The 21442-nt window shown below is 32.0% G+C and carries 27 protein-coding genes; 17 read left to right on the top strand and 10 right to left on the bottom strand.

Annotation, left to right across the window (positions count from 1 at the left end):
- The first annotated feature begins 7 nt into the window (after positions 1-7).
- Both EW14_RS00855 and EW14_RS00850 read left to right on the top strand, forming a co-directional pair.
- Positions 8-259 (top strand): Ycf34 family protein, encoded by a 252-nt coding sequence (locus EW14_RS00855; RefSeq protein WP_042849639.1) that lies wholly within the window; start codon positions 8-10, stop codon positions 257-259.
- Between the two features lie 9 nt (positions 260-268).
- The gene (locus EW14_RS00850) at positions 269-922 is read left to right on the top strand and encodes a molecular chaperone (RefSeq protein ID WP_042849638.1); all 654 of its coding nucleotides are present in this window, start codon (positions 269-271) and stop codon (positions 920-922) included.
- 4 nt (positions 923-926) lie between these two features.
- Here EW14_RS00850 and EW14_RS00845 read toward each other — a convergent pair whose 3' ends face one another.
- From EW14_RS00845 to rpaB, 5 genes are read right to left on the bottom strand one after another with little or no spacing between them, the layout of a single operon-like run.
- Positions 927-1547, bottom strand: a complete 621-nt coding sequence (locus EW14_RS00845; protein WP_042849637.1) for a 1-acyl-sn-glycerol-3-phosphate acyltransferase — start codon at positions 1545-1547, stop codon at positions 927-929.
- 5 nt (positions 1548-1552) lie between these two features.
- Positions 1553-2449, bottom strand: a complete 897-nt coding sequence (gene fabD, locus EW14_RS00840) for an ACP S-malonyltransferase (protein ID WP_042849636.1) — start codon at positions 2447-2449, stop codon at positions 1553-1555.
- Positions 2450-2464: 15 nt separating this feature from the next.
- Positions 2465-3472: a beta-ketoacyl-ACP synthase III gene (locus EW14_RS00835; RefSeq protein WP_042849635.1), complete on the bottom strand. Its 1008-nt coding sequence runs from the start codon at positions 3470-3472 to the stop codon at positions 2465-2467.
- Positions 3473-3525: 53 nt separating this feature from the next.
- Positions 3526-4944 (bottom strand): phosphate acyltransferase PlsX, encoded by a 1419-nt coding sequence (gene plsX / locus EW14_RS00830; protein ID WP_042849634.1) that lies wholly within the window; start codon positions 4942-4944, stop codon positions 3526-3528.
- A complete protein-coding gene (gene rpaB / locus EW14_RS00825; RefSeq protein WP_042849633.1) occupies positions 4945-5691 on the bottom strand; it encodes a response regulator transcription factor RpaB in 747 nt (248 codons plus the stop codon).
- Between the two features lie 107 nt (positions 5692-5798).
- On the opposite strand from rpaB, the gene radA reads away from it, so the two are divergent.
- Positions 5799-7160 carry a DNA repair protein RadA gene (gene radA / locus EW14_RS00820; RefSeq protein WP_042849632.1) on the top strand — a complete coding sequence of 454 codons (1362 nt, stop codon included), beginning with the start codon at positions 5799-5801 and terminating at the stop codon, positions 7158-7160.
- 5 nt (positions 7161-7165) lie between these two features.
- Here the strand turns inward: radA and EW14_RS00815 are convergent, their stop codons facing one another.
- Positions 7166-7687 carry a photosystem I assembly protein Ycf3 gene (locus EW14_RS00815; protein ID WP_042849631.1) on the bottom strand — a complete coding sequence of 174 codons (522 nt, stop codon included), beginning with the start codon at positions 7685-7687 and terminating at the stop codon, positions 7166-7168.
- A 118-nt stretch (positions 7688-7805) separates the two neighbouring features.
- Between EW14_RS00815 and EW14_RS00810 the strand changes: the two genes are divergently transcribed.
- Genes EW14_RS00810 through EW14_RS00800 form a run of 3 tightly spaced genes read left to right on the top strand, consistent with a single transcriptional unit; the run spans position 7806 to position 11698 of the window.
- The gene (locus tag EW14_RS00810) at positions 7806-10100 is read left to right on the top strand and encodes a cation-translocating P-type ATPase (RefSeq protein WP_042849629.1); all 2295 of its coding nucleotides are present in this window, start codon (positions 7806-7808) and stop codon (positions 10098-10100) included.
- Positions 10101-10739, top strand: coding sequence for a dTMP kinase (gene tmk / locus EW14_RS00805; RefSeq protein ID WP_042849628.1), 639 nt, complete (start codon positions 10101-10103; stop codon positions 10737-10739). It abuts the gene before it with no gap.
- On the top strand, positions 10736-11698 hold the full coding sequence (locus EW14_RS00800) for a DNA polymerase III subunit delta' (RefSeq protein WP_042849627.1): 963 nt from the start codon (positions 10736-10738) through the stop codon (positions 11696-11698). Before tmk ends, EW14_RS00800 begins: the two co-directional genes overlap by 4 nt.
- A 2-nt stretch (positions 11699-11700) precedes the next feature.
- On the opposite strand, the gene EW14_RS00795 is transcribed toward EW14_RS00800, so the two are convergent.
- Positions 11701-12483, bottom strand: a complete 783-nt coding sequence (locus EW14_RS00795; protein WP_042849626.1) for a response regulator transcription factor — start codon at positions 12481-12483, stop codon at positions 11701-11703.
- 403 nt (positions 12484-12886) lie between these two features.
- On the opposite strand from EW14_RS00795, the gene EW14_RS00790 reads away from it, so the two are divergent.
- Entirely contained in the window at positions 12887-13246 is a 360-nt protein-coding gene (locus EW14_RS00790; protein ID WP_042849625.1) for a hypothetical protein, read from the top strand.
- Between the two features lie 534 nt (positions 13247-13780).
- On the opposite strand, the gene EW14_RS00785 is transcribed toward EW14_RS00790, so the two are convergent.
- A complete protein-coding gene (locus tag EW14_RS00785) occupies positions 13781-14650 on the bottom strand; it encodes an SHOCT domain-containing protein (protein WP_042849624.1) in 870 nt (289 codons plus the stop codon).
- Positions 14651-14763: 113 nt separating this feature from the next.
- Between EW14_RS00785 and EW14_RS10590 the strand changes: the two genes are divergently transcribed.
- The 4 genes from EW14_RS10590 to EW14_RS00770 all read left to right on the top strand — a co-directional run bounded on the left by EW14_RS10590 (position 14764) and on the right by EW14_RS00770 (position 17533).
- Positions 14764-14892, top strand: a complete 129-nt coding sequence (locus tag EW14_RS10590) for a hypothetical protein (protein ID WP_255347396.1) — start codon at positions 14764-14766, stop codon at positions 14890-14892.
- Between the two features lie 379 nt (positions 14893-15271).
- Positions 15272-15514 carry a hypothetical protein gene (locus tag EW14_RS00780; RefSeq protein WP_042849623.1) on the top strand — a complete coding sequence of 81 codons (243 nt, stop codon included), beginning with the start codon at positions 15272-15274 and terminating at the stop codon, positions 15512-15514.
- 520 nt (positions 15515-16034) lie between these two features.
- Entirely contained in the window at positions 16035-16247 is a 213-nt protein-coding gene (locus tag EW14_RS10170; protein WP_197049600.1) for an AlpA family transcriptional regulator, read from the top strand.
- The gene (locus EW14_RS00770; protein ID WP_197049599.1) at positions 16247-17533 is read left to right on the top strand and encodes a hypothetical protein; all 1287 of its coding nucleotides are present in this window, start codon (positions 16247-16249) and stop codon (positions 17531-17533) included. The genes EW14_RS10170 and EW14_RS00770 overlap by 1 nt, the downstream gene beginning before the upstream one ends.
- Positions 17534-17852: 319 nt before the next feature.
- Here the strand turns inward: EW14_RS00770 and EW14_RS00765 are convergent, their stop codons facing one another.
- Both EW14_RS00765 and EW14_RS10000 read right to left on the bottom strand, forming a co-directional pair.
- Entirely contained in the window at positions 17853-18098 is a 246-nt protein-coding gene (locus tag EW14_RS00765; protein ID WP_042849619.1) for a hypothetical protein, read from the bottom strand.
- Complete coding sequence (locus EW14_RS10000; RefSeq protein ID WP_156095651.1) at positions 18095-18274, bottom strand: hypothetical protein; 180 nt, start codon at positions 18272-18274, stop codon at positions 18095-18097. The genes EW14_RS00765 and EW14_RS10000 overlap by 4 nt, the downstream gene beginning before the upstream one ends.
- Before the next feature lie 263 nt (positions 18275-18537).
- Here EW14_RS10000 and EW14_RS00760 point away from each other — a divergent pair, with 263 nt between their 5' ends.
- The 6 genes from EW14_RS00760 to EW14_RS00735 all read left to right on the top strand — a co-directional run bounded on the left by EW14_RS00760 (position 18538) and on the right by EW14_RS00735 (position 21340).
- Positions 18538-19005, top strand: coding sequence for a hypothetical protein (locus tag EW14_RS00760; RefSeq protein WP_071840788.1), 468 nt, complete (start codon positions 18538-18540; stop codon positions 19003-19005).
- Between the two features lie 131 nt (positions 19006-19136).
- Positions 19137-19382: a hypothetical protein gene (locus EW14_RS00755; protein ID WP_042849618.1), complete on the top strand. Its 246-nt coding sequence runs from the start codon at positions 19137-19139 to the stop codon at positions 19380-19382.
- On the top strand, positions 19383-19985 hold the full coding sequence (locus EW14_RS00750) for a hypothetical protein (RefSeq protein ID WP_042849617.1): 603 nt from the start codon (positions 19383-19385) through the stop codon (positions 19983-19985).
- Between the two features lie 19 nt (positions 19986-20004).
- On the top strand, positions 20005-20481 hold the full coding sequence (locus EW14_RS00745; protein ID WP_042849616.1) for a hypothetical protein: 477 nt from the start codon (positions 20005-20007) through the stop codon (positions 20479-20481).
- 48 nt (positions 20482-20529) lie between these two features.
- Complete coding sequence (locus EW14_RS00740) at positions 20530-20790, top strand: hypothetical protein (RefSeq protein WP_042849615.1); 261 nt, start codon at positions 20530-20532, stop codon at positions 20788-20790.
- Between the two features lie 82 nt (positions 20791-20872).
- Positions 20873-21340 carry a hypothetical protein gene (locus tag EW14_RS00735; RefSeq protein WP_042849614.1) on the top strand — a complete coding sequence of 156 codons (468 nt, stop codon included), beginning with the start codon at positions 20873-20875 and terminating at the stop codon, positions 21338-21340.
- Positions 21341-21442: the final 102 nt, after the last annotated feature.

The following is a 21442-nucleotide window of genomic DNA, read 5'->3' as shown; positions in this document are numbered from 1 at the left end:
ATTTATTATGTGCATTTGCATCAACTGTAAATGGGTTGATAGATGTATCACATATCATGATGTTGAAGATAATCATGGTGTTGATCATATTTGTGATCTACCTGATTTTAAAGCAAAAAAACCATTCATTCATGTCAATATAGTTCAAGATAATAATGGTGATTATAAAACTGATTGGGATGTTCAATCTTGTGAGAGTTTTGCAAACGAATTTGGTAAATGGTCTAAGTGTAATCCAGGAATGGAATTACCTGTTTAAAGGTAATAGATGACAAATAAACTCAAAAAAAGAGAAAATTACTCTACATTAGTGATTCATAGCACAGACAATTCTTTTGGGTTTGGGTATAGAAAAAACAATAATAATGAATCTGATGAATTATTTATCAAAAAATTTGATAATGACCTCTGCAATAACTTAATTAATGATCTTAACAAATTCATTTCCAAAGAAAATTTACAAAAAATAAATAAGTTATCTGTCAGCATAGGGCCAGCAAATTTTAATGCTTCACGACTAATTGTAGTTTTAGCAAGAACTATCTCACAACAAATAAATTGTCCTTTAGATAGTTTTAGTTCATTTGAAATAATGGCAAAAAGAATTGCATCAAAAAATAATATCTTTACAAACAAAAAATCATTCTGGATTTACAAAAAATTGAAAAGGAAGGGTTTGATTGCAGGTAAATATGAAATTTGTCATAACGAAAACAACTCCTCGGATCTAGTCATTCAAGAAACAGTTTTACCAAAAATTGTCAAAGCACTTGATTTTAAAGAACTTTCTTTTGAAGCAGCTTACGATGATAAAAAAGATTTAAAAGAACTATTAGATTTATCAAATAAAAATTTATTAAATTTAAATCCAGATTCTTGGAGAAAAGTTTTACCTCTTTACCCTATTTCTCCAATTAACTAAAAAATCATCCAATCAAATTATTAATCTTATCTTGAAGGTGCATTGTTACAAAATTCAGATCATCTTTTGATGAACTTTGTGGAGGATGAACAGGTTTTCCCACTTTAATAACTATTTTTGAAAACAAAGGAATAAAGAATTTAAATCTTATTAACCTATGTGAATTAACTATTGCAACAGGCAATAATAATTTTTGATTTTTAAAGGCTAATAATGCTGCACCTTGTTTAGGCTTATTCACTCGACCATTTTTTTGACGCGTGCCATCAATAAAAATTCCAATACAATTATTATTTGATAATTTTTTACATGCTGTTTTAATAGTATTTTTATCCGCAATACCTCTTTTTACAGGATACGCTCCACAAGCATTGATAATAAAGCCGAGAAGAGGAATTTTAAAAAGCTCTGCTTTGGCCATAAAAGATATGTTACGTCCAAGAGCATGTCCTAATAGAGGAGGGTCAAGTAAAGAACCATGATTAGAGACCATGATAAAGGAATCTTTTTGCGGAATATTATCTCTACCTATTAATTGGCCTTTAAATACAAATTTATAAATAGGAAATACAAAAAGCTTACTAACTAATTCATAGATTATTTTTTGAATAGTATGATTGTTCATTCAAATTAATAAGATATTTGATCAGAAGATGAAACTTGAGAAATTTTTACATTTTTAATATGTCTTTTTACTAAACCGCTTAGTACATTAGAAGGGCCAATTTCAACAACCTGAAGATCACTATCTTTTGCCATTAAGTCCATAGTTTCTCGCCACCTCACTCCATTACACATTTGCTTTTCTAATCTGATTTTAAGCTCACTTGGGTCACTACAAATTGAAGGTTCATAATTGCTTATGACAGGGAAAGAGGGATTATTGAATTTAATCTTTTTCAAATACTCAGAAAATTTTGATGAAGGTTCATTCATAAATGGCGAATGAAATGCACCTGAAACATTTAATTTCAAGAATCTTTTACAAGAAATTTCTCTCGATAAATTATCTAATGCTTCAGAAGATCCTGATAAGACAACTTGGGAAGAGCTATTATCATTAGCAATTACAACATCATCAATTTTTTGTACTAATAAATCAAGTTGATTTCTATCAAAACCAATTACTGCAGCCATAGACCCTTTCCCAGCATTTACCATTAATTGAGACCTTTCTTTTATTAGAGAAACACAATCTTCGAATGAAAAAACATCCGCACAATATAGTGCAGTGATTTCTCCTAGACTGTGCCCAGCAACATAAGTTGGTTTAAATCCATTTTCCTTTAATGCATCTAATAAAATTGATTCAACTAAAAAAAGACAAATTTGTGTATTTCTTGTGTTATTTAAGTCAATATTAGGATTTGTAGGTTCAGTATTTAACTCACAAATTTCAAATAAATTCCTCTCAAATATTTCAGATGCATAACTAAACCTCTCTTTTGTGTTGGGCAAATTTTCAATTTGTTTTGCCATTCCAATTTTTTGCGAACCCTGTCCAGGGAATACCCATGCAACTGTCATAATGCTCCTTTTTTTTTAACCCCATTTAATTAGGGCTGCACCCCAACTTAACCCAGCACCAAAACCACTTGTAGCAATAATATCATTTTGTTTAATTCTATTATTTCTAATAGCCTCATCCATCACTAGTGGAATTGTTGCTGCTGAAGTATTACCATATTTTTCTAAATTGCTAAGAATTTTTTCTCCAGGAATTTTTAACCTGTCTCCTACAGAATCCAATATTCTTTGATTAGCTTGATGCAATACAAGCCAATCAACTTCATAGGAATTATAATTCATTTTTTTGAACAACTTTTCAAGAATTATAGGAACTTCTCTAACTGCAAATTTATACACTTCCTGACCATTCATCTGAATTGGAGAAAAAGCTCCACTTAAAAAATCAATGTTATCAATTATTGAATCCTTATTATTTTTTGATGGGAGATTGAGAAAAGAGCCTCTTTCTCCGTCAGTTCTGATATCAAAACCGATTAAATTATCATATTCATTGGTGGCTTCAATTGCTAATGCACCTGAACCATCTCCAAAGAGAATGCAACTTCTTCTATCATTCCAGTCAACAAAGCTTGATAATTGATCTGCCCCTATAACAATAGCCCTTTTAAAACTACCGCCTTTTAAAAATTGTGAGGCTGTAATTAAGGCAAATAAGAAACCACTGCATGCTGCAGTTAAATCGAAAGCCACAGCATTAGCTGCCCCTAATTTAGCTTGTATAGAGGGCGCTGATCCAAATAAATCATGCGGAGTAGAAGTAGCTAAAACAATCAAATCAATCGTTTTAATATCCCAATTAGCCATTTCTATAGCTGCTAGAGCCGCCTTATAACCCATCTCAGTAACATTATCTCCGAGGCTAGAGATCCTTCTCTCAGAAATGCCCGTTCTAGATTTTATCCATTCATTGCTCGTATCAACCTTTTGACTAATTTTTTCATTAGTCAGAATTTGATCAGGTACATAACTTCCGCTCCCCTTAAATGATACTCCAATCTGATTAAAATTTATTCCTTCCAAAAGAGTTTTTTAGTTACTTATATTAGTCAAACATAAATTTGACTCAATATGTTTTATGAATTTAAAACTTGAAGCTTTTGCAGTTGATTTAAATTATCCATAACACCATGATTAACTGCGGAGTGAGCCAAGCGAAGAGCACTAACCACTGATAAAGATTTGCTACTTCCATGACCAATAACGCAAATTCCATTTACCCCAAGTAATAAAGCTCCTCCATGTTCGGCATGATCTAACCTTTTCTTAATTCTGAGTAGATTACTTTTTAAAAAAGCTGAACCGACTTTTCCCCGTCTTCCTCGTGGCAGCTCAGATCTCAAAATATCTAATAAAACTCCTCCCACAGATTCAAGAAATTTCAATAATATATTTCCAGTAAATCCATCACAGACTACTACGTCGAAACTTCCTGATAATACATCTCGTCCTTCACAATTACCCCCAAAATCAAAACTTTTTTCAGAAGATAATAATTCAAATGTCTTTAGGGATAAATCATTACCTTTGCATTCTTCTTCTCCAATATTTAGTAGGCCAATTCTTGGTTTTTTTACTTGTAAAACATCTTTTGCATAAATGTTACCTAGAAGAGCAAATTGATGCAGATAAGATGGCTTGCAATCAGTATTTGCACCAACATCTAAAACCAATACCGGGCGAGTTTGATCCCTTGTTGGGAATAATGCTCCTATAGCTGGTCTATCTATCCCTTTCAATCTTCCAATTCTAAATATGGCGGAAGCCATCATGGCACCTGAATTACCAGCTGAGTAGACAGCTTCAGCTTTATTATTTCTAACTAAATCCATTGCAACGTTAATACTTGCATTTTTCCTTTTTCTAACTGCAGTAGCTTCTTCATTCATCCCAATAGGCTCTCCACTATCAATTAATTCAAGACGATGATTATCAATTTCATTTTCTAATAATTCTGCTAAACCAGTTTTTTCTGCTGTATCTTTAACTTTTTCAATATTGCCGACAAACTTTATATTTATTGGAAATCTGCTTATTGCTTCGAGACAACCCTCAAGAATTGGACCAGGAGCATGATCTCCACCCATCCCATCAACAGCGATCCAAATTCTATTAGATTGAGATTCCTCTACCCTATCTAAAATATTATCGTTATTTTGTAATCTTTTTAATGGGTCAAAAACTAATGGTTGTAATGTATTTTTTGCTATTGAACTAGCATTTGAAACAACACTGCTGGCAGTATTCACAACAGATTCAGCGCTTGAAACTACATTACCAGCAACATTACCTGCTACATTACTCGCAACATTACTAGCTGTGCTCACAACAGAACCAGCACCAGAAACCATATTACCCGCAACATTACTAGCCGTTGCTGCAGAACTAGCAGCTGTATCAACTAAGGAGGTTACTGCCGAATTTCTTTTATACCAAATAACTAATCTTCTAATAGCTCTGGACTTGTTAATTTTTTGCGCTGTTTCTTTCCCCATTTACTTACCATCAAAAGGAGAAATATCAACAATCCGTTGAAATAGATATCCTGTACCCCTTGCTGTCAAAATTAATTCAGGATTTGCTGGATCAGCCTCAAGTTTTGATCTTAATCTTGATATATGAACATCCACGACTCTTGTATCTACATGTCTCTCGGGGGTATATCCCCAAACTTCTTTCAAGATCTCTCCTCTACTAAATGGCTCTCCAGACCTACTTACCAAAAGCTCTAGGAGACTAAATTCCATTCCAGTTAATCTTATTCTCTCATCGCTTTTAAAAACTTGTCTTCGATTTGTATCAATTTTTATGTCCGTTACCAAAATTAATCCTGAATTTGGCATTCCAGGAATTTGTTCTTTGTCGATTCTTCTGAGAACGCACCTAATTCTAGCTTCTAACTCCTTTGGGCTGAATGGTTTCACTACATAATCATCAGCCCCTAATTCTAAACCTGTTATCCTATCTGCAACATCTCCTAGTGCAGTTAACATAACTATTGGAACATCAGAATCCTTCCTTAATTCTTGACAAACTCCATAACCATCTAGCTTTGGCATCATGACGTCAAGCACTACTAAATCTGGGTCATAATCCTTAAATAACTTTAGTGCTTCTTTACCATCACTTGCAGTTACAACTTTGTAGCCAATCATGGAGAGACGTGTCTCCAGAATTCTTCTGATACTTGCCTCGTCATCTGCGACAAGTATAGTTTCTTTAGTTTGACTAGATAGAGTCATTTGTTTCTATTAGCTAATCAGTAAGAGAATTTATTATTAACCTAATCTAACTTGTAGAGGGGCAATATCCCAAACATTCTAGTTCCATTACTTCATTAAGAAACTTAATGTCTAGCAAATTATCAACTTTTATTTGTCAGAATTGTGGATCTGAAACTACTCAATACTTTGGTAAATGTCTTAACTGTAATTCATGGAATTCCATTGTTGAAGAAATAAAAAGTAAGAGCTCTAAATATCAAGAAATAAAAGATATAAAAAAAAGTAAACAATCTATACCATTTAATGAGATCTCATCAAAAAAAATATCAAGATTCACAAGTGGTTTTAGGGAATTTGATCGAGTTCTTGGAGGTGGAATAGTACCTGGATCTGTTGTTTTACTGGGAGGAGAACCAGGTATAGGTAAAAGTACAATAGTTCTTCAATCAGCAGGAAAAATATCTATTAATGAGAAAGTTTTATATATAACTGCAGAAGAATCTTTAGAACAAGTAAAAATTAGATGGGAAAGATTAAATCAAAACAGCATTGATTTAAAAATTTTTGCAGAAACTAATTTGTCCATAATTATTGAAGAGATCAAACGTGTCAATCCAAGTTTCGCAATTATTGATAGTATTCAAGCCATCCATAATCATGAAATGCAAAGTTCTCCAGGATCGGTTTCTCAAGTTAGAGCATGTTCATCTGAATTGCAAAATCTTGCCAAAGACAATAATATTGCGCTTCTAATAATTGGTCATGTAACTAAAGATGGTGCTTTAGCGGGCCCTAAAACTCTAGAGCATTTAGTTGACACCGTAATAAACTTTGAAGGAGATAATATTTCCTCACATAGATTACTAAGAAGTATAAAAAATCGATTTGGTTCGACCTTCGAGATTGGAATTTTTGAAATGCTAGAAGAGGGTTTACGAGAGATAACAAACCCAAGTTCAATTTTTACAAATAAAGAAAATATTTCAGGTGTAACAACTACGATTACAAATGAAGGCACTCGACCATTAGCCGTGGATATACAAGCATTGGTAAATAAAACTTTTTACAGTAACCCAAGACGAACTACAACTGGAATAAGCATAAATAGATTGCATCAAATTCTAGCTGTTATTGAAAAACACGTAGGTATAAAATTATCTGAATTTGATTGTTATATAGCTACCGGTGGCGGTTTTGAGATCAATGATCCATCATCTGACTTAGGTGTAGCAATATCAATTTTATCAAGTTTGAAAAATATTCCCCCTTTAGCAAATAGCTCATTTATTGGGGAATTGGGTTTGAGCGGTCAGGTTAGAAAATCGAATAATCTTCGAACAAAGATAGAAGAAGCTGTAAGACTAGGGATCAAAAATATCGTAGTGCCAAAACTAGAGGAAGAACTAAATAATAATTTTCAAAATTTAATAAATATCAAAGAAATATCAAATATCAAAGAAGCAGTTGACTATTCTTTATCAGATTAAAAAAATTAGAGATACATATCGATTGAACTTCTTCCTGAGTTTTTCAACCAATTCTCAATATCTAAATAACCACCTGGATATAATCTCACTGCTTTAGACCAGACTTCAGCAGCTTTATCAAACCAAATATCTCTCTGATCTAAATCACCATTTTGCTCAGCATATCTTCCCCTTTTTTCATAAATCAAACCTATATTTTTAAGGCATGATGGCTGTTTGGGATTTTCTTCTAATGCTTTTTCATAAGTCTCAATAGAAAGATCCTCTTCACCATTACTCATATATATTATGGCCATATTTTTTAAAGTCTCACCTCTATCAATTTTATTTTCTTCAAGGAGTAAACTCTCTTTGTAATACTCTAATGCTTCCGAATAATCCCCATTATTTTGTGCAGCTAGCCCATCTCTGTAATAAATGTATGCTTTTTTTTCTTTCTCTGCAATAGGCATTATTTTTACAATTGATTCAGCAATTACAGTAAAAGCTTTATCGATAAAATTGTCTCTGTTTTGGTTACTAGGCACCGCTTTAAACTAATAAATTGTATATAATAAATTTAAAAATTAATATTTAAAAATTCTATTACATTTATTATTATAGTTAAAAAAAGGTCAAGCATTAATTTGCTTCAATAGTTAAAAAATGGACAGCATTCAATTAAGCATTACAGGAATGAAGTGCGGAGGTTGTGTTAGTACTGTTGAGAAAATTTTAAATAATTCTGATGGTATTGAAAATGTTTCTGTTAACTTACTAACTGAAAGTGCATATTTTGAAATTACCCATAAACGTATAGAAATAGAAACAATTCTCAAAAACCTAAAAGAAAATGGTTTCCCATCAAAGATTTACATAAATGATTTTTCAAAAAAAATAAATAGGGCAGAATTAGAAAAAAAAAAGAAGTGGAATAATCAATGGAAAAAACTAACTTTTGCTTTATTACTTTTATTATTTTCAGGTTTAGGTCATCTCGCAGAAGGAAGTTATATAAATTTTCCAATATTAGGAGATATATTTTTTCACGCTTCATTAGCAACATTGGCTCTATTATTTCCTGGCAGAGGAATAATTATTAATGGATTTAAATCGTTTATTAAGAACCGTCCGGATATGGATTCTCTTGTAGCTCTTGGCGTAACTAGCGCATATACAACAAGTCTCCTATCTTTAATATTTCCTGCCACTGGTTTTCCTTGTTTTTTTAATGAACCAGTTATGCTGTTAGGCTTTATATTGATTGGGCGTTTCTTAGAAGAAAGAGCAAGATACCAAACTGGTTCATCTATTGGAGAGCTATTAGATCTTCAACCTGAAATGGCAAATATCTACACAGAAGATAATCAAATAAAATCTATAAGAGTAAACACTTTAAGACCTGATCAAGAGATTCAAGTTTTGGCAGGCGACAGAGTACCTGCTGACTGCATTGTTAATCAAGGTAATTCATATGTTGATGTTTCGCATATTACTGGAGAATCCAAACCTATCGAGGTAAAAAAAGGTGAAAATATATCTAGTGGTTCTTTAAATCTTAATTCAACTCTTAGACTTAAAGTACAAAAGGTTGGAGGGGATTCTTCTCTAGCAAAACTAGTAAATCTTATTGAGTCTGTAAACTCTAGAAAACCTCGCATTCAAAGAATTGCTGATGAAATTGCAGGCAAATTTACTTACTTTGTACTTATTTTTGCTACTTTAACCTTCTTCTTTTGGTGGAAGGGAGCAAGAAATATTTGGCCAGATTTATTGAGTCATAATAATCAATTCATCACTCACTCAAGCCATACACTTCATAGTTCGCTTGGAAGTAATGCTGAGAATTTCCTTAGTTTAGCCATTCAATTGTCAATTGCTGTTTTAGTAATAGCTTGTCCTTGTGCATTAGGTTTAGCTACCCCAACTGTAATAACTGTCGCGTCAGGGAAAGCTGCAAAAAAAGGAGTTTTATTTAAAGGCGGGGACAAAATAGAGATGGCTTCAAAAATAAATCACATTATTTTTGACAAGACAGGTACCTTAACAAAAGGTAAACCTTTCATTGTTGATTATAAAAATAATGATAATCATTCATTTTTATTAAGAATAGCTGCCAGTTTAGAAAAGGAAAGCAGACATCCAATCGCAGATGCCTTAATTCAAGAGGCAAAAAAACAAAATTTAAGTTTATTTCCAATAAAAAAAATTTTCACTCATTCAGGTCGAGGTATTTCTGGAGAACTAGAGTCAATTGATGGACTTGTGAATATTGGAAATATTGAATGGCTACTAAGTCAAGGAATAATTATTGATAGTGATGCAAACAAAGTCATCGAAAATGAAGAAACAAAAACGAACACTATCATTGGAGTAAGTATCCAAGATAAGTTATTGGGCTTTATCTTCCTAGGAGATTCGCTCAGAGATGATTCAATTAAAACAGTTAAAAAATTAAGAGAAAACAAATTTAAAATTAATATTTTAAGTGGAGATAGGAAACAAACAGTTTTAGCCTTAGCAAAAAAAATTGGTTGTAAAGAAACAGAAGTAAAATGGGATCTTCTTCCTGAAATGAAGCTAAAGACTATAGAAAATTTTAAAATTAATAATAAAGTAGCAATGATTGGTGATGGTATTAATGATGTCCCAGCCTTAGCATCTTCAGACTTAGGAATTGCGGTGGGATCAGGGACCCAAATAGCCAAGGCAAATGCAGATATAGTATTGATGGGAGATCAGCTAAATGGATTACCCTACGCCTTTAATCTTGCAAAAAAAACTATAAGAAAAATAAAGCAAAATCTGACATGGGCTTTTGGTTACAACTTATTAGCTATCCCTTTAGCCGCAGGCATTCTATTCCCTAAATACGGTATTCTTCTTACTCCCTCAATAGCAGCATTATTGATGGCTATTAGCTCTATTACAGTTGTAATTAATGCTTTATCTTTGGATTAAATGAAAGGGAAATTTATCGTTATTGAGGGTATTGATGGATGTGGTAAAACTACCCAAATAGATGAACTATCTAAATGGCTGCCTAATAGTGGTCTAATACAGACAGGGTCTAAATTAATCACAACTAGAGAGCCAGGAGGCAGTCTTTTAGGGAAAAAACTTAGAAGATTGATTCTTGATAATAATGAAAATAACAAGCCTTCATCTCTTGCAGAATTATTACTTTATTCAGCAGATAGAGCCGAACACGTTTCCAAAATTATTTCACCTGCTTTAAATAACAATGATTGGGTAATAAGTGATAGATTTTGCGATTCCACCCTGGCTTATCAAGGCTATGGGAGAAATATAAATTTAGAAATAATTAAAAATATTGAATCTATTGTGTGTCAAGGAGAATCTCCTGATCTCACTATCTTCTTAGAAATTTCTCCAGAAGAGAGTATATTTCGAAGAAAAAATGAAATTCCAGACAGAATAGAATCAGAAGGTATTAGATTTTTAGAAAAAGTAAATGAAGGCTTTAAACTAATTGCCAAACAAAAAAACTGGAAAATAATATCTGCTTCACAAAATATTAAAACTATCTCAAATCAAATTAAAGAGACTTTGCTAAACACTTTTTCTAACAAAAAATGATTGAGATTAAAAAAAATAATTTTTTCTTGAATGAAGAAGTCAATACCAGCCTTAAAAACATAATTAAAAACAAATCATTTGCTAATGGTTATATATTTTATGGTGCTGAAGGAGTAGGAAAAAAGCAAACTGCTCTTCAATTTATAAAAGAAATTTTCAAACAGTCTTCAACAAGCGAAAATGTTGAAGAGAGAATTACAAACAATAACCACCCTGATTTTTTAATTATTGAACCAGATTCTCTTTTAGCAACTAAAAGTTCAGGAGGTGCCGATCTTGAAAAAACAATGAAAAGTGGATCTGAGATTATTAAAATTGCTCAAATACGTAATATCAAAACTTTTCTTAGTCAAAAATCAATTAACTCAGAAAAAAAAATTGTTTTAATTATTGATGCACACCTCTTAAACGAAGCAGCCTCAAATTGCCTTTTAAAAACCTTAGAAGAACCTAGTAACGGCATTTTTATTTTAATAACATCTAAATTAAACCTTCTTTTAGATACGATCATATCAAGATGTCAAATCGTCAGATTTCATTCTTTTTCTCGTAAACAAATAAAATCTATTTTGACAGAATATTTAGATACTTCTAAATTAAATACTCATACAAAATTAAAATTTGAAGATTTAATAAACTCTGCAAATGGATCTCCAAGTCAATTATTAAAAAATATTGAAATTTGGAATGATTACTCAGATGAAATTTTAAGTAAATTGGATTCTCCAATAAAAAAAAGTCTGGAAATATTAGAAATATCTAAATCAATATCTGAAAAATTAGAAATTTCTCAACAGATTTGTTTAGTAAATTTAATTCAAACTATTTGGTGGAGAAAAACAAAAAATATCGGTTTAGTTAAAAAACTTGAACGTTTAAAATACCTTTTAAGAAAAAACATTCAACCAAGGCTGGCATGGGAAATGACTTTTTTAAAAATTGCAATGGAAAATATATGAAATTAATCTAATGCTGAATTTATCAAGTCAGGATTTCTTGCTTGAATAAATTCTTGCCTAGCAGTTTCTACTTGAGAACCAATAGGTAACTCAAGACAATATCCAGCACCGTATACAGTTTTTATATAAATAGGTTTACGTGGATCGGGTTCGAGTTTAGTGCGTAAGTGTCTAATATGGACTCTTATTGTCTCAATATCATCATCAGGTTCATATCCCCATACTTCTTTAAGAATTAATGCTGGAGATACAGTTTGACCATGCCTCTGCAAAAGACAATGAAGCAGTTCAAATTCAAGATGGGTTAATCTAACAGGAGATTCAAACCATATAGCTTCAAATCTTTCCGGAACAAGGGTTAAGGGACCATAATTTAATATTTCTTGCTGGTTACTAGAATTTAATTGTGCTCTGTTGGTTCTTCTTAATAAAGCTTTTATGCGTACATGTAATTCTTCTAGATCAAATGGTTTAGTAATGTAATCATCTGCTCCAGAATTAAACCCGGTAACTTTATCTTTAAGGCCTCCTAATGCAGTTATCATTAAAATTGGTATATTTGATGTTCTTTCATCTCTTCTCAATCGCTGGCATAAAGTTAATCCATCAACACTTGGTAGCATTAAATCTAAGAGTATTAAATCTGGGGAATATTGAAGAGCTAATGCTTGTCCTTTAATTCCATCTTGAGCTTTTTGGACATCGAAACCAGAATGTTCTAAATGCCTAGCCACCAAATCACGCATATCACGATCGTCTTCAATTAAAAGGATGGAAATTTTCATATTTATGAACTATTAAATTAAAATTAAGTTTTAGTATTATGATTCTCTCAAGAATTTATAAAGATTGCTGAATTAGTGTAAACAATTTTATCAATTAGATTTACTAAACAACAAAGTGATAGCAGAGGATTAGATAGAAATTACAAATTTTTAAAAAGTTGAAATTTTAGAATTTCTTTCGATTCTATTTACTTTTTCTTAATAATCAAAGGATTACTAGAGGCAAATAATAGTTAAATTTGAAAGAATATCAAATCCCATATTTTCATTTAAGTTATTTAAAAATTAAATTCAATGGAGATTTTGATTTATCAAATAGGAAATCACTTAGTTTACAATTTTTAATTTCTCCAGAATGTTTAAACTAATAATTTTGTTTATATTAAATAAAATTTAAGTATCTATGAAAAAGAAGTCTATTATCTATTCAGATTTATCAAAAAAACAACTAGAAAATCTTAAAGAACTTTACATTCAAAAAAAAGTTGAATCGATGAGTCATAAGGAACTTAAACAATATGTACTAGAAATTATTTCCCATCAGATAAACGATACTATTGGCAAAGAAGAGGAAATGGAAGCATGGAAGGAAATGTCAGATTTTTTTGGAGAACAATTTGAAACAATTATCTTAGAAATACAAACAAAATACATCGACGATAAAAACGTAATTGAAACAGAAATAGACTCTCAGAAACAAAGAATAGAATTACTTGAAAGGAATAATTTCGATCAAGATAAAAAGGATATGTGGGATGACTAGAATTTCGTAAATGGGTTAGTAATTCAAACGATACAAAATACATCGATTATAAAAACGTAAAAATCAATCAAAGAACTGATTATATTTTCATTTGTTTGAGAGTCAGTAACTGTTCTAATTACTGTTCTTAAAATTAATACTTTTTTTATTTTAAAGTATTGTAAAAATAATATATACTTATTATTTTAAATGTTCTATATACTATGTTTAATAACATATCAAAATTACTCGATTATAGCTTGGCTAACCACTATTTAACAAAAAGAAGTCACAATAAAAAAAGTCACCTTTATTAGGGTAACTTTGGATGACTTTTTGAAATTTATAAACTCCCCGGGCGACTGTCGGGTCAAGCAAAAATGATAGCGTCTGACAGCATCTGATAGAGAAAATAAGGAAAAAACGATATTTTCACCTGCATATCACCTGCACATGTTTTTAATTTTTGAGAAACCCTGCAAACTCTTCATGAGGAACATAAAAAGTGATTTTCAAGACCCTCACTCTCTTTATAAGTAAATAAGTATCTTCGCTTTATGAATTTAAAAGTTTAACTTTAGCAGCAGTAAATTCTTCTTCAGTAAGTAATCCTTTTTCTTTTAAAGTTGCAAGTTTCTCAAGTTCATCTGAAATACTAAGTTGGTTTTTGGATTCAGTATTATGTTCTAATTTTTCAATATTTTTTTGACTTTTAATTTCATCCGCGTCCTGATTTGATCTTGCATCATCTTTGAGCGAAATTCCTGTCCAGGTAACTGTTGGTTTTTTAAATTTAAAATGACTATTCTCTTTTAATAAATTATTGAAAAGTAATGCTTTATCATCTGTTTCGTAAAACTCTGACCATTTTGGATATAGTTCTGAATCTTTAAAACTAAACATCATTTTATAAACAAAACGATCCAGTTCCAAACTTAATAGATCATTAATCTGATTAACAGTATCCTCTTGCATACAAGGAATTTCAAACTTAATATTTTCATCTTCAACTATCCATTGAATATCCCCTCCTTTTGCTGTCCAAAAGGTCTCATTTGTTCTATTAATTAATTTTCCAAGCAATAAAAATGTTGGGTAAGAGAAAATAATATAATCTTTTTCTTTCCATCGATATCTGTAATTGGAATAACCAACTCCAGGAATAAAACCCATTGCCACTCCTTTTGGAGAATATACTGAAAAAGTTAATCGCCTTGAAGTTAAAACTAAAGTACCTTCTCTTTTTATAACTTTATACTTACCATTTGCTTGCTTTTCAAACATTGTTGTTGCTTGTGAATCCTTAAACAAAGTTTTTTCGGAACCTTGCAACCTCATATATTGATTTGAATCTCTTTTTAAGAAATTATCTAGTTTAGTATTTTCTCTTTGGACACCATATTCATCAAAATCAGGTTTATCCATTTCTTCAAAAAAAGAAGTTAATTGCTTCTTATTTTAAATTAACTGTCAATATAAGAATTTATAAAAGGTGAACTCCCTGTCCCATATAAAAAATAAAAGGATAAAATCAAGAAATGGAAAGAGAAAAAGACTATGACAATGATGGTTTAGATCCATCAGAAGAATATTTTAGAAAAAAAGAAAAAAGCAGAGATGATGAGACATATTTTCCACCAGAAGAGTCAGAACCACCACACTATTAGAATTAAATCTTCTTTCACCTGCACGAAAAATAGATCTTCACCTTCAAATCACCTGCACAAAAAAGAATAATCTGGGATATCCTGATTTTTTCTGATTCTCTCACTTTCTCAAGAGTTAATTCACATCAATGAAAAAGACTTCAAGTGATAAAACCTGAAGTCTTGTGAACCCGTTATTGAACTCCCCGGGCGAGTTCCGAACAAGTGCTAAATGCAATGGTATGAAAGGATTTGAAAGGTATTTCTTTACATATAACGACCCTTACCCGAACATTACCCGAACTTTTTTAATCGAAAAATTTGCAACTATATTTTTAACAACATTATATTTGCATATTTTCAAATAAAGGATAATTTAAATTAATTATCAAATTTTCTAATGTTTCAAAGAGAAGAAAAAAAAGCAATTATAAAAATCATATTATTTTTCTTTTTTTTAGATCTTTCTTATTTAGGGAAAGATAAAGCAGCACTTATAGAAGCACTTTGGTTAATTATTTCTGTCCTTCTTTGTTTTGTTATTATTGGATTCATTCCTTTAATAATACTTTTAGTAAAAAGACAAACTAGATTATTTAAATACATCAAGGAATATGAATCAGCACCATGTGTTGGAGAGTAAGTAGAACATATTAAGTTTTTACCCGAACATAATTAAATTTAAACCAGAACATTACCCGAACATTTTTGAAAAAATAGTGAATATTTTTGATACGTTCTGAAAAGCATTTTGTGAAAGAACTATTCATAGACACAAAAAAGAGACTTATGAAAGTCCCTGCAAGTTTGTAAAGTGATTAGAAACTCCCCGGGCGGAATTTAGATCGATATTAAGTGGAAGTTACTGATTGAATCTGATGTAGGAAATGGATGATTTTCATAAATTTCCCGACCATTTCCCGACCATGAAAATTTTATTAGATAGACCCTTTTTAGGGGTCATTTTTGAGGTTCAAATTCCTCGTAATCCCTTGACATCATTGAAGAATTGTGGTATAATAACAAGGTATAAACGAAGGCAAAATCAGGATTCGTCAAGAGCAATTTATTGCTCAAATATATTTCCTCATCTATTAGATACGCTCAAATTTAAAACGAATATATTTACCCGTTTATTTACTCGTAGATTACAAAAATTTATTATGAATAACTTCAACGTAGAAGGCGATTTAGGTCGTCATCATTTGTCCATTTCTGGTGCTAGTGCAGAGTGTGGAATTTCAATATCAACTATTAACAGAATGGTAGAGCAAGGAACATATCCTCCAAAAGTAAAACTATCTGAAAAGAGGATTGCTTTTCTTGTTTATCAAATTGAGCAATGGTTACAAGGAGCAAGAGGAGGTTGGAAATAATGACTTCTATATTCTTCGCAGATTCAAATCCTAAAATTAGAAAGTTAAAGAATAATAAGTCATATCCTGTTCAACCTAAAAGTGGACTTTCGTTAGTTAAAAGGGGAACTTCAAAATATTTTGAAGGCAGAATGAGATTTCCATTTAATGCTTCTGGTAAAAAAGAATCAGTCAAAATTGGAGTATTTGAAAAAGAAATATTAGTAGAGGATGCTATTCACAAATGGAATGAAATAAAAGTATGGAGCAAAAACAACAATAAGAATCCAAAGTTATTTGGGAAAGTACAAAATGCAAGTGGAAAAACCTTCAAAGAAGTTGCTAATGAATATATGGATGAGGTTTATGTACATCGAGTAAAAGAAGAAACATTCAACGATAGAAAGAACAAAATAAATCAAGTATTGAGATATATCGGAGATGAAATGTTAATTGCAGATTTGCAGCGAGATAGAAGAGGAAGACCATACTGCAAAAAGATGCTGAAAACTGTTTTCCCTCATGCACCTGTCCAACTGACAAGGGTTAGACAACTAATGAGTTGGATTTTTGGTTACGCAGAAAGGGAAGAATACATCCAACAAGACCAAAATCCTCTATACATTAAATTTGATTGGGAAACAGGTACTAAAAGGAGAGTTTCAGAAAAAACATTCGCTGATACAATCACATCAAAATCCTGGGGGATGCTTCCTAAGTTCCTTAAGACAGTTAATGCAAACGAATGTAATGGATCTGTAGTTACTGACTTAGCAACTAAAGCACATCTTCTTATGTGTATCCGATCAGCGGTAATTGTGTGTTTGGAATGGGATTGGTATGACCCTGAAGAAGATCAATGGGTCATTCCTCCTGAATGTAAAGGATTGAAGAATAAGAGAGAACAACTTGAAAGTGGATCTTGTGAAAAACACATTATTCCTTCGACACCTGAAATCAATCAACTGATGAAGAAACTAAAAGCAGAAACTGGATGGCAAAAGTATTGCTTTCCTTCATTGGGTGGGCAAAAGAATCCTCACTTAGGAGAATCAACTATCAACAACCATTTCAGAAATCTAGGTTGGAAAGGTAAACAAACTGCTCATCAATGGAGAAGTGTGATTACAACATTAGGAATTGAAAGATCAGATCTTGATTATGAAGTAATTGATCGTCAATTAGGAAGAAAAGGTCATCTAAATGGAACTAGGGGTCATTATGATCGTTCAACACTTCTAGAAAAGAGAAAGGAGTTTATGAAATGGTGGTCTAAATCCCTTATTCAGGAGGGATTAATTATTTAAAAAAAATGAGGTAGAGGGATAAAAACCTCTACCCCAATTTTATTCTGGGGATTATTTTTGAAACAGATTAATCAGGAGTACCCCTTTTATTTATTGCACCTTTGGGTAACACTTTATAGTTTAGATCTGATTATGGATGTTAAAACGGTGTTCATGTATTGTTCATGCCAGTTTTAAAGGAGAGTTTAAAAGGCAATAGCAAGTATGGTTTCTGCATGACGCTCCTCTCCCAACCTTGTCTTTACTTATCCTATGAATCATAAGGAATAAGAATTGCCTCTTTTAATTAATTGTTCGTGCAGTTTTAAGGGAGGACGTACTAGGTAACTGCACTTCTTCTAAGCATTGCTTCCCATTGAGCAGCAACTTCTCTTTCTGCCTGTTCAATGATTGTTAATCCTGAATAATTGATTTTAATGTAATTCTCAATCGCCAGTTCAATAAACCTTCTCTTAGCCGTAGTTTCATTAAATGGATTTGGTCTCTTACTCTTTGGTATCTCAGTAATTGCCTTATTGAGTTTCTGTTCCAGAACTCCATTTTCTATATTCACTTTAATTGTCATAGAAGTTCCATTCTCCTTTTGTACTCATCTCTGACTAATGACCGATGTAACTGTGAATAGGTGTATCCGTAGTAGTTCATCAATTTAGAACTCATCTTGTCTATAAGTTCTACCTCTCTTTGAGGTATGGATATATGTCTCTTGGAATAGATTGGTTTATCTAATACGGTGTCCATAAATTACTCCTTAATTGGTGATAAAGAAAAACCTGAAAGAACCACTATCTAGTCATAACGCTCTAAGACAACAAAACAGTTCCTAGTTTTAAATGTATTTAATTACCTTTATTTATATGTTTCTTGAGTATTTCCCCAATAGGTACTCTCAGGTGTTCTGTTCTTTAAGGGAATTGAGTGTGTTATATCAACCCACTCTATCTATATAAATTGCACATCAAATATCAGATCTCGTTTACAAACGCTAACAATTAATCATTATTATGGGATACAAGTTTCACACAGAACAATCAATAGAAGAACCATTCTTCCTTGAAATGGTTCAACAATTCAATGGTAAGAGGGTAAGAGAGGTTAATAATTACTCTGCATACCTCGTTCAATGCCCTTGCTGTCAAAAGAAGAAGGCAATATTTGGACGTTCAAGGGATAGAGATACCTTTGTTTTACTTTGTCCAGTTGATATATGTGACAACAAAGGAGGTTTAGTCCTTCACGAAGTAATTAAAAGGTATGGAGGAGGGGACATATTTGATAGATGGAGGCAAGCAAGATGGCAAACAACTTATACCGATAAATGGAAAGGCATTAAAAACAGAGTGCCTTATGAAGATAGAAAACCCAAAAAAAGAAGAACCTTTGAAGATAAGTTGGATGTAAAGACGCAAACTTCATTCATAAGAGTCACTGGTGAGAGTCCTGATTTAGGATGCCGACCAACTAATCCGTAACTGCTCCGCAATAGTGATTATCTTTTCCGTAATAATTTTGCGGGATTAATATTTATAGAACCTCAGAACTGAAACCTTTAACTTAATTGACAGTCGATCTAAAATTGGAGGGATAAGACACTCTTTATTTAATGCGTAAATTATTAATACCTTTATTAGCTGGTCTTGCTTTACCTACTGCTGTTAATGCTGAAACTTGGTGGTTAATGGCTGCAGGTAAATTCAATCAAGCAGCTGGTTCTACTGCACATAATTGGGCTATTCCAACAAATTCAGAACAAGAATGTGAATTTGCTGGTCAGAAGTTTTTAAATGGTCAATATCCAAATACAATCGGTACAAAGGCAAGAGGTTACGTTTGCGTTAAAGGAAAATAAATGAAGCGTTTTATTCTTCTTGCAAGCTTAGCTTTATTTTCCCCTTTGGGTAATTTGGTAAAAGCTGATTTTGGAGAAGCTAGTTTTCCCGAGAATTATTTTCTAGATGGTCCAAAAAGCTATCACGATGGGTGGTGTAGGTTTCTAAATAACGAATGTAGAATAAGATTTCAGGGAAACGCTATGTGGGTAGAAGGAGTTGGAGGTATATATTTAGATCAATTTACGAACTACCGATATGATACTGATCGACCAAATCAAGCTTTATTTGGCAGTGGTGAACACTATAACTACATTACCTATACCTCTAAGAATGGCATCAAAAGAGAAGCATTGTTCCTTTTTGCTAATAGCAAAGCTCAAAAAGATTTCTCAAGAGCTTTGATGAGATGGGTAGATCAAGATGGCAGACCTATTCCAAATTATAAATTACCTAACAGTCAAGGACCTCAAGATACTCAAGGTAGAGATGGAGGTTTGAACCCATATGAAAACCCCTTGATTATCGATTTTATGAAAAAAACTACTAATGAGAAAAAAGGGAAGATAGGAAATATTAATTGCGATTCTCCTGTTTGGAAAAATAAACCTAGATGTAATTAATGAAACGCTTACTACTTGAATGACCAAACTTAAAATAAGTGAATTTAGCCATTGGAACTCTGGAGATGTTCTTCAGAATATTGTTCGTGGTCCATACGCTGAGTGGTTAATTCATCATGCTTTAGGAATCGATACAGGAGAGCATCGTTATCCTTGGGCTGAGTTTGATGTCTCATACAAAAACACAGGATTAGAAGTTAAGGCAGCTGCTTATTTTCAAAGATGGGAACAAAAGAAACCTTCAATTGTTTTTCCTACACCTAAGAAACAAAGAAATGGAGCTGGATTTGTTTTCTGTTTGTTAGGTCAAGAAGATGATTGGATCACAAGAAGAGAACCTGATCCACTTGATATGTCTGAATGGATTTTCTGGGTTGTCGCTACTAAAGACCTTCCTGAGAGCGAATCTATTTCTCTAATCCCTTTTAAAAAACTTTATGGAGAAGGTATTAGGTTTGATGAGATTCGAGCAGAAGTAGATAAATTAATTAATTAATTAATTGACAGTCGATCTAAAATTAGAGGGATAAAACCCTCTATTTTTATGAACACACTCATAATTTCAACTTTTAGCTGCACATTTGAAGAATTTAAAACCGACGTTACTGGATTTATAACAGCTATGGGTAAGGAAGTAGTGTCAGAATATGAGTTCGTCCAAGCTGGCGAGCATAAATCTCATTTACTTATGAACGTCTTAGATATGGATGCACTTTGTACTGAAATGTCATCAGATGAAGCGAAAGAATGGGATAAAAAAAATAATTGTAAGGATACTGTATATTCAATTGAGCTTGTTGAATAAATGAAACGCTTATTACTTGCACCGCTATATTAAATACGATTGACAGTCGATCTAAAATAAGGGGCAACTAGCTCCTTTTTTTATGGAAGCAAATAAAAATAAGAATCTAGGAAATGCAGGTGAATTTTATGTATTAGCACAGTTAGCACAGAGGGGTTATATCGCAGGTAAAACAGATGATGGGACAACATTAATAGATGTCATAGCAACTAATCCAGAGAATCTAAGCACAGTAAATATACAAGTTAAAACAAGAACAATTGATGGTAGGAAAAGTTCTTGGATGATGGGAAGAAAAAATGAGCAAATACATAAGAATCTTTGGTATGTAGTAGTAGAAATAGGAGCAAATGATGTATTGCCTAACTTTTTTATTTTTAAAAGTTCTGAAGTGAGTAATTGTATAAAAGAAACATTAAAAGAATATATGAATACTCCCAAGAAAGATGGAGGTCAAAGAATAGATAAAGGTATAAGACATTTTGAACCAAGCGAAAAGTTCAAAGAAGAAAGAAAAGACAACTGGGAAATTCTGTTTCAACAACCTTAAGGTAATGGAAACAGAATTTACTATTCCTAAAACATGGCATTATTACACTTTTGTGATTAATTTAATGTTCAGAAAGGGTGTTCGGTTGCTTATATGTTATAA

It is taken from the genome of Prochlorococcus sp. MIT 0604 (assembly GCF_000757845.1).
Lineage (GTDB): Bacteria > Cyanobacteriota > Cyanobacteriia > PCC-6307 > Cyanobiaceae > Prochlorococcus_A.
Note: the sequence above shows the minus strand (reverse complement) of the source record. Positions and strands in the feature narration are given on the sequence as shown.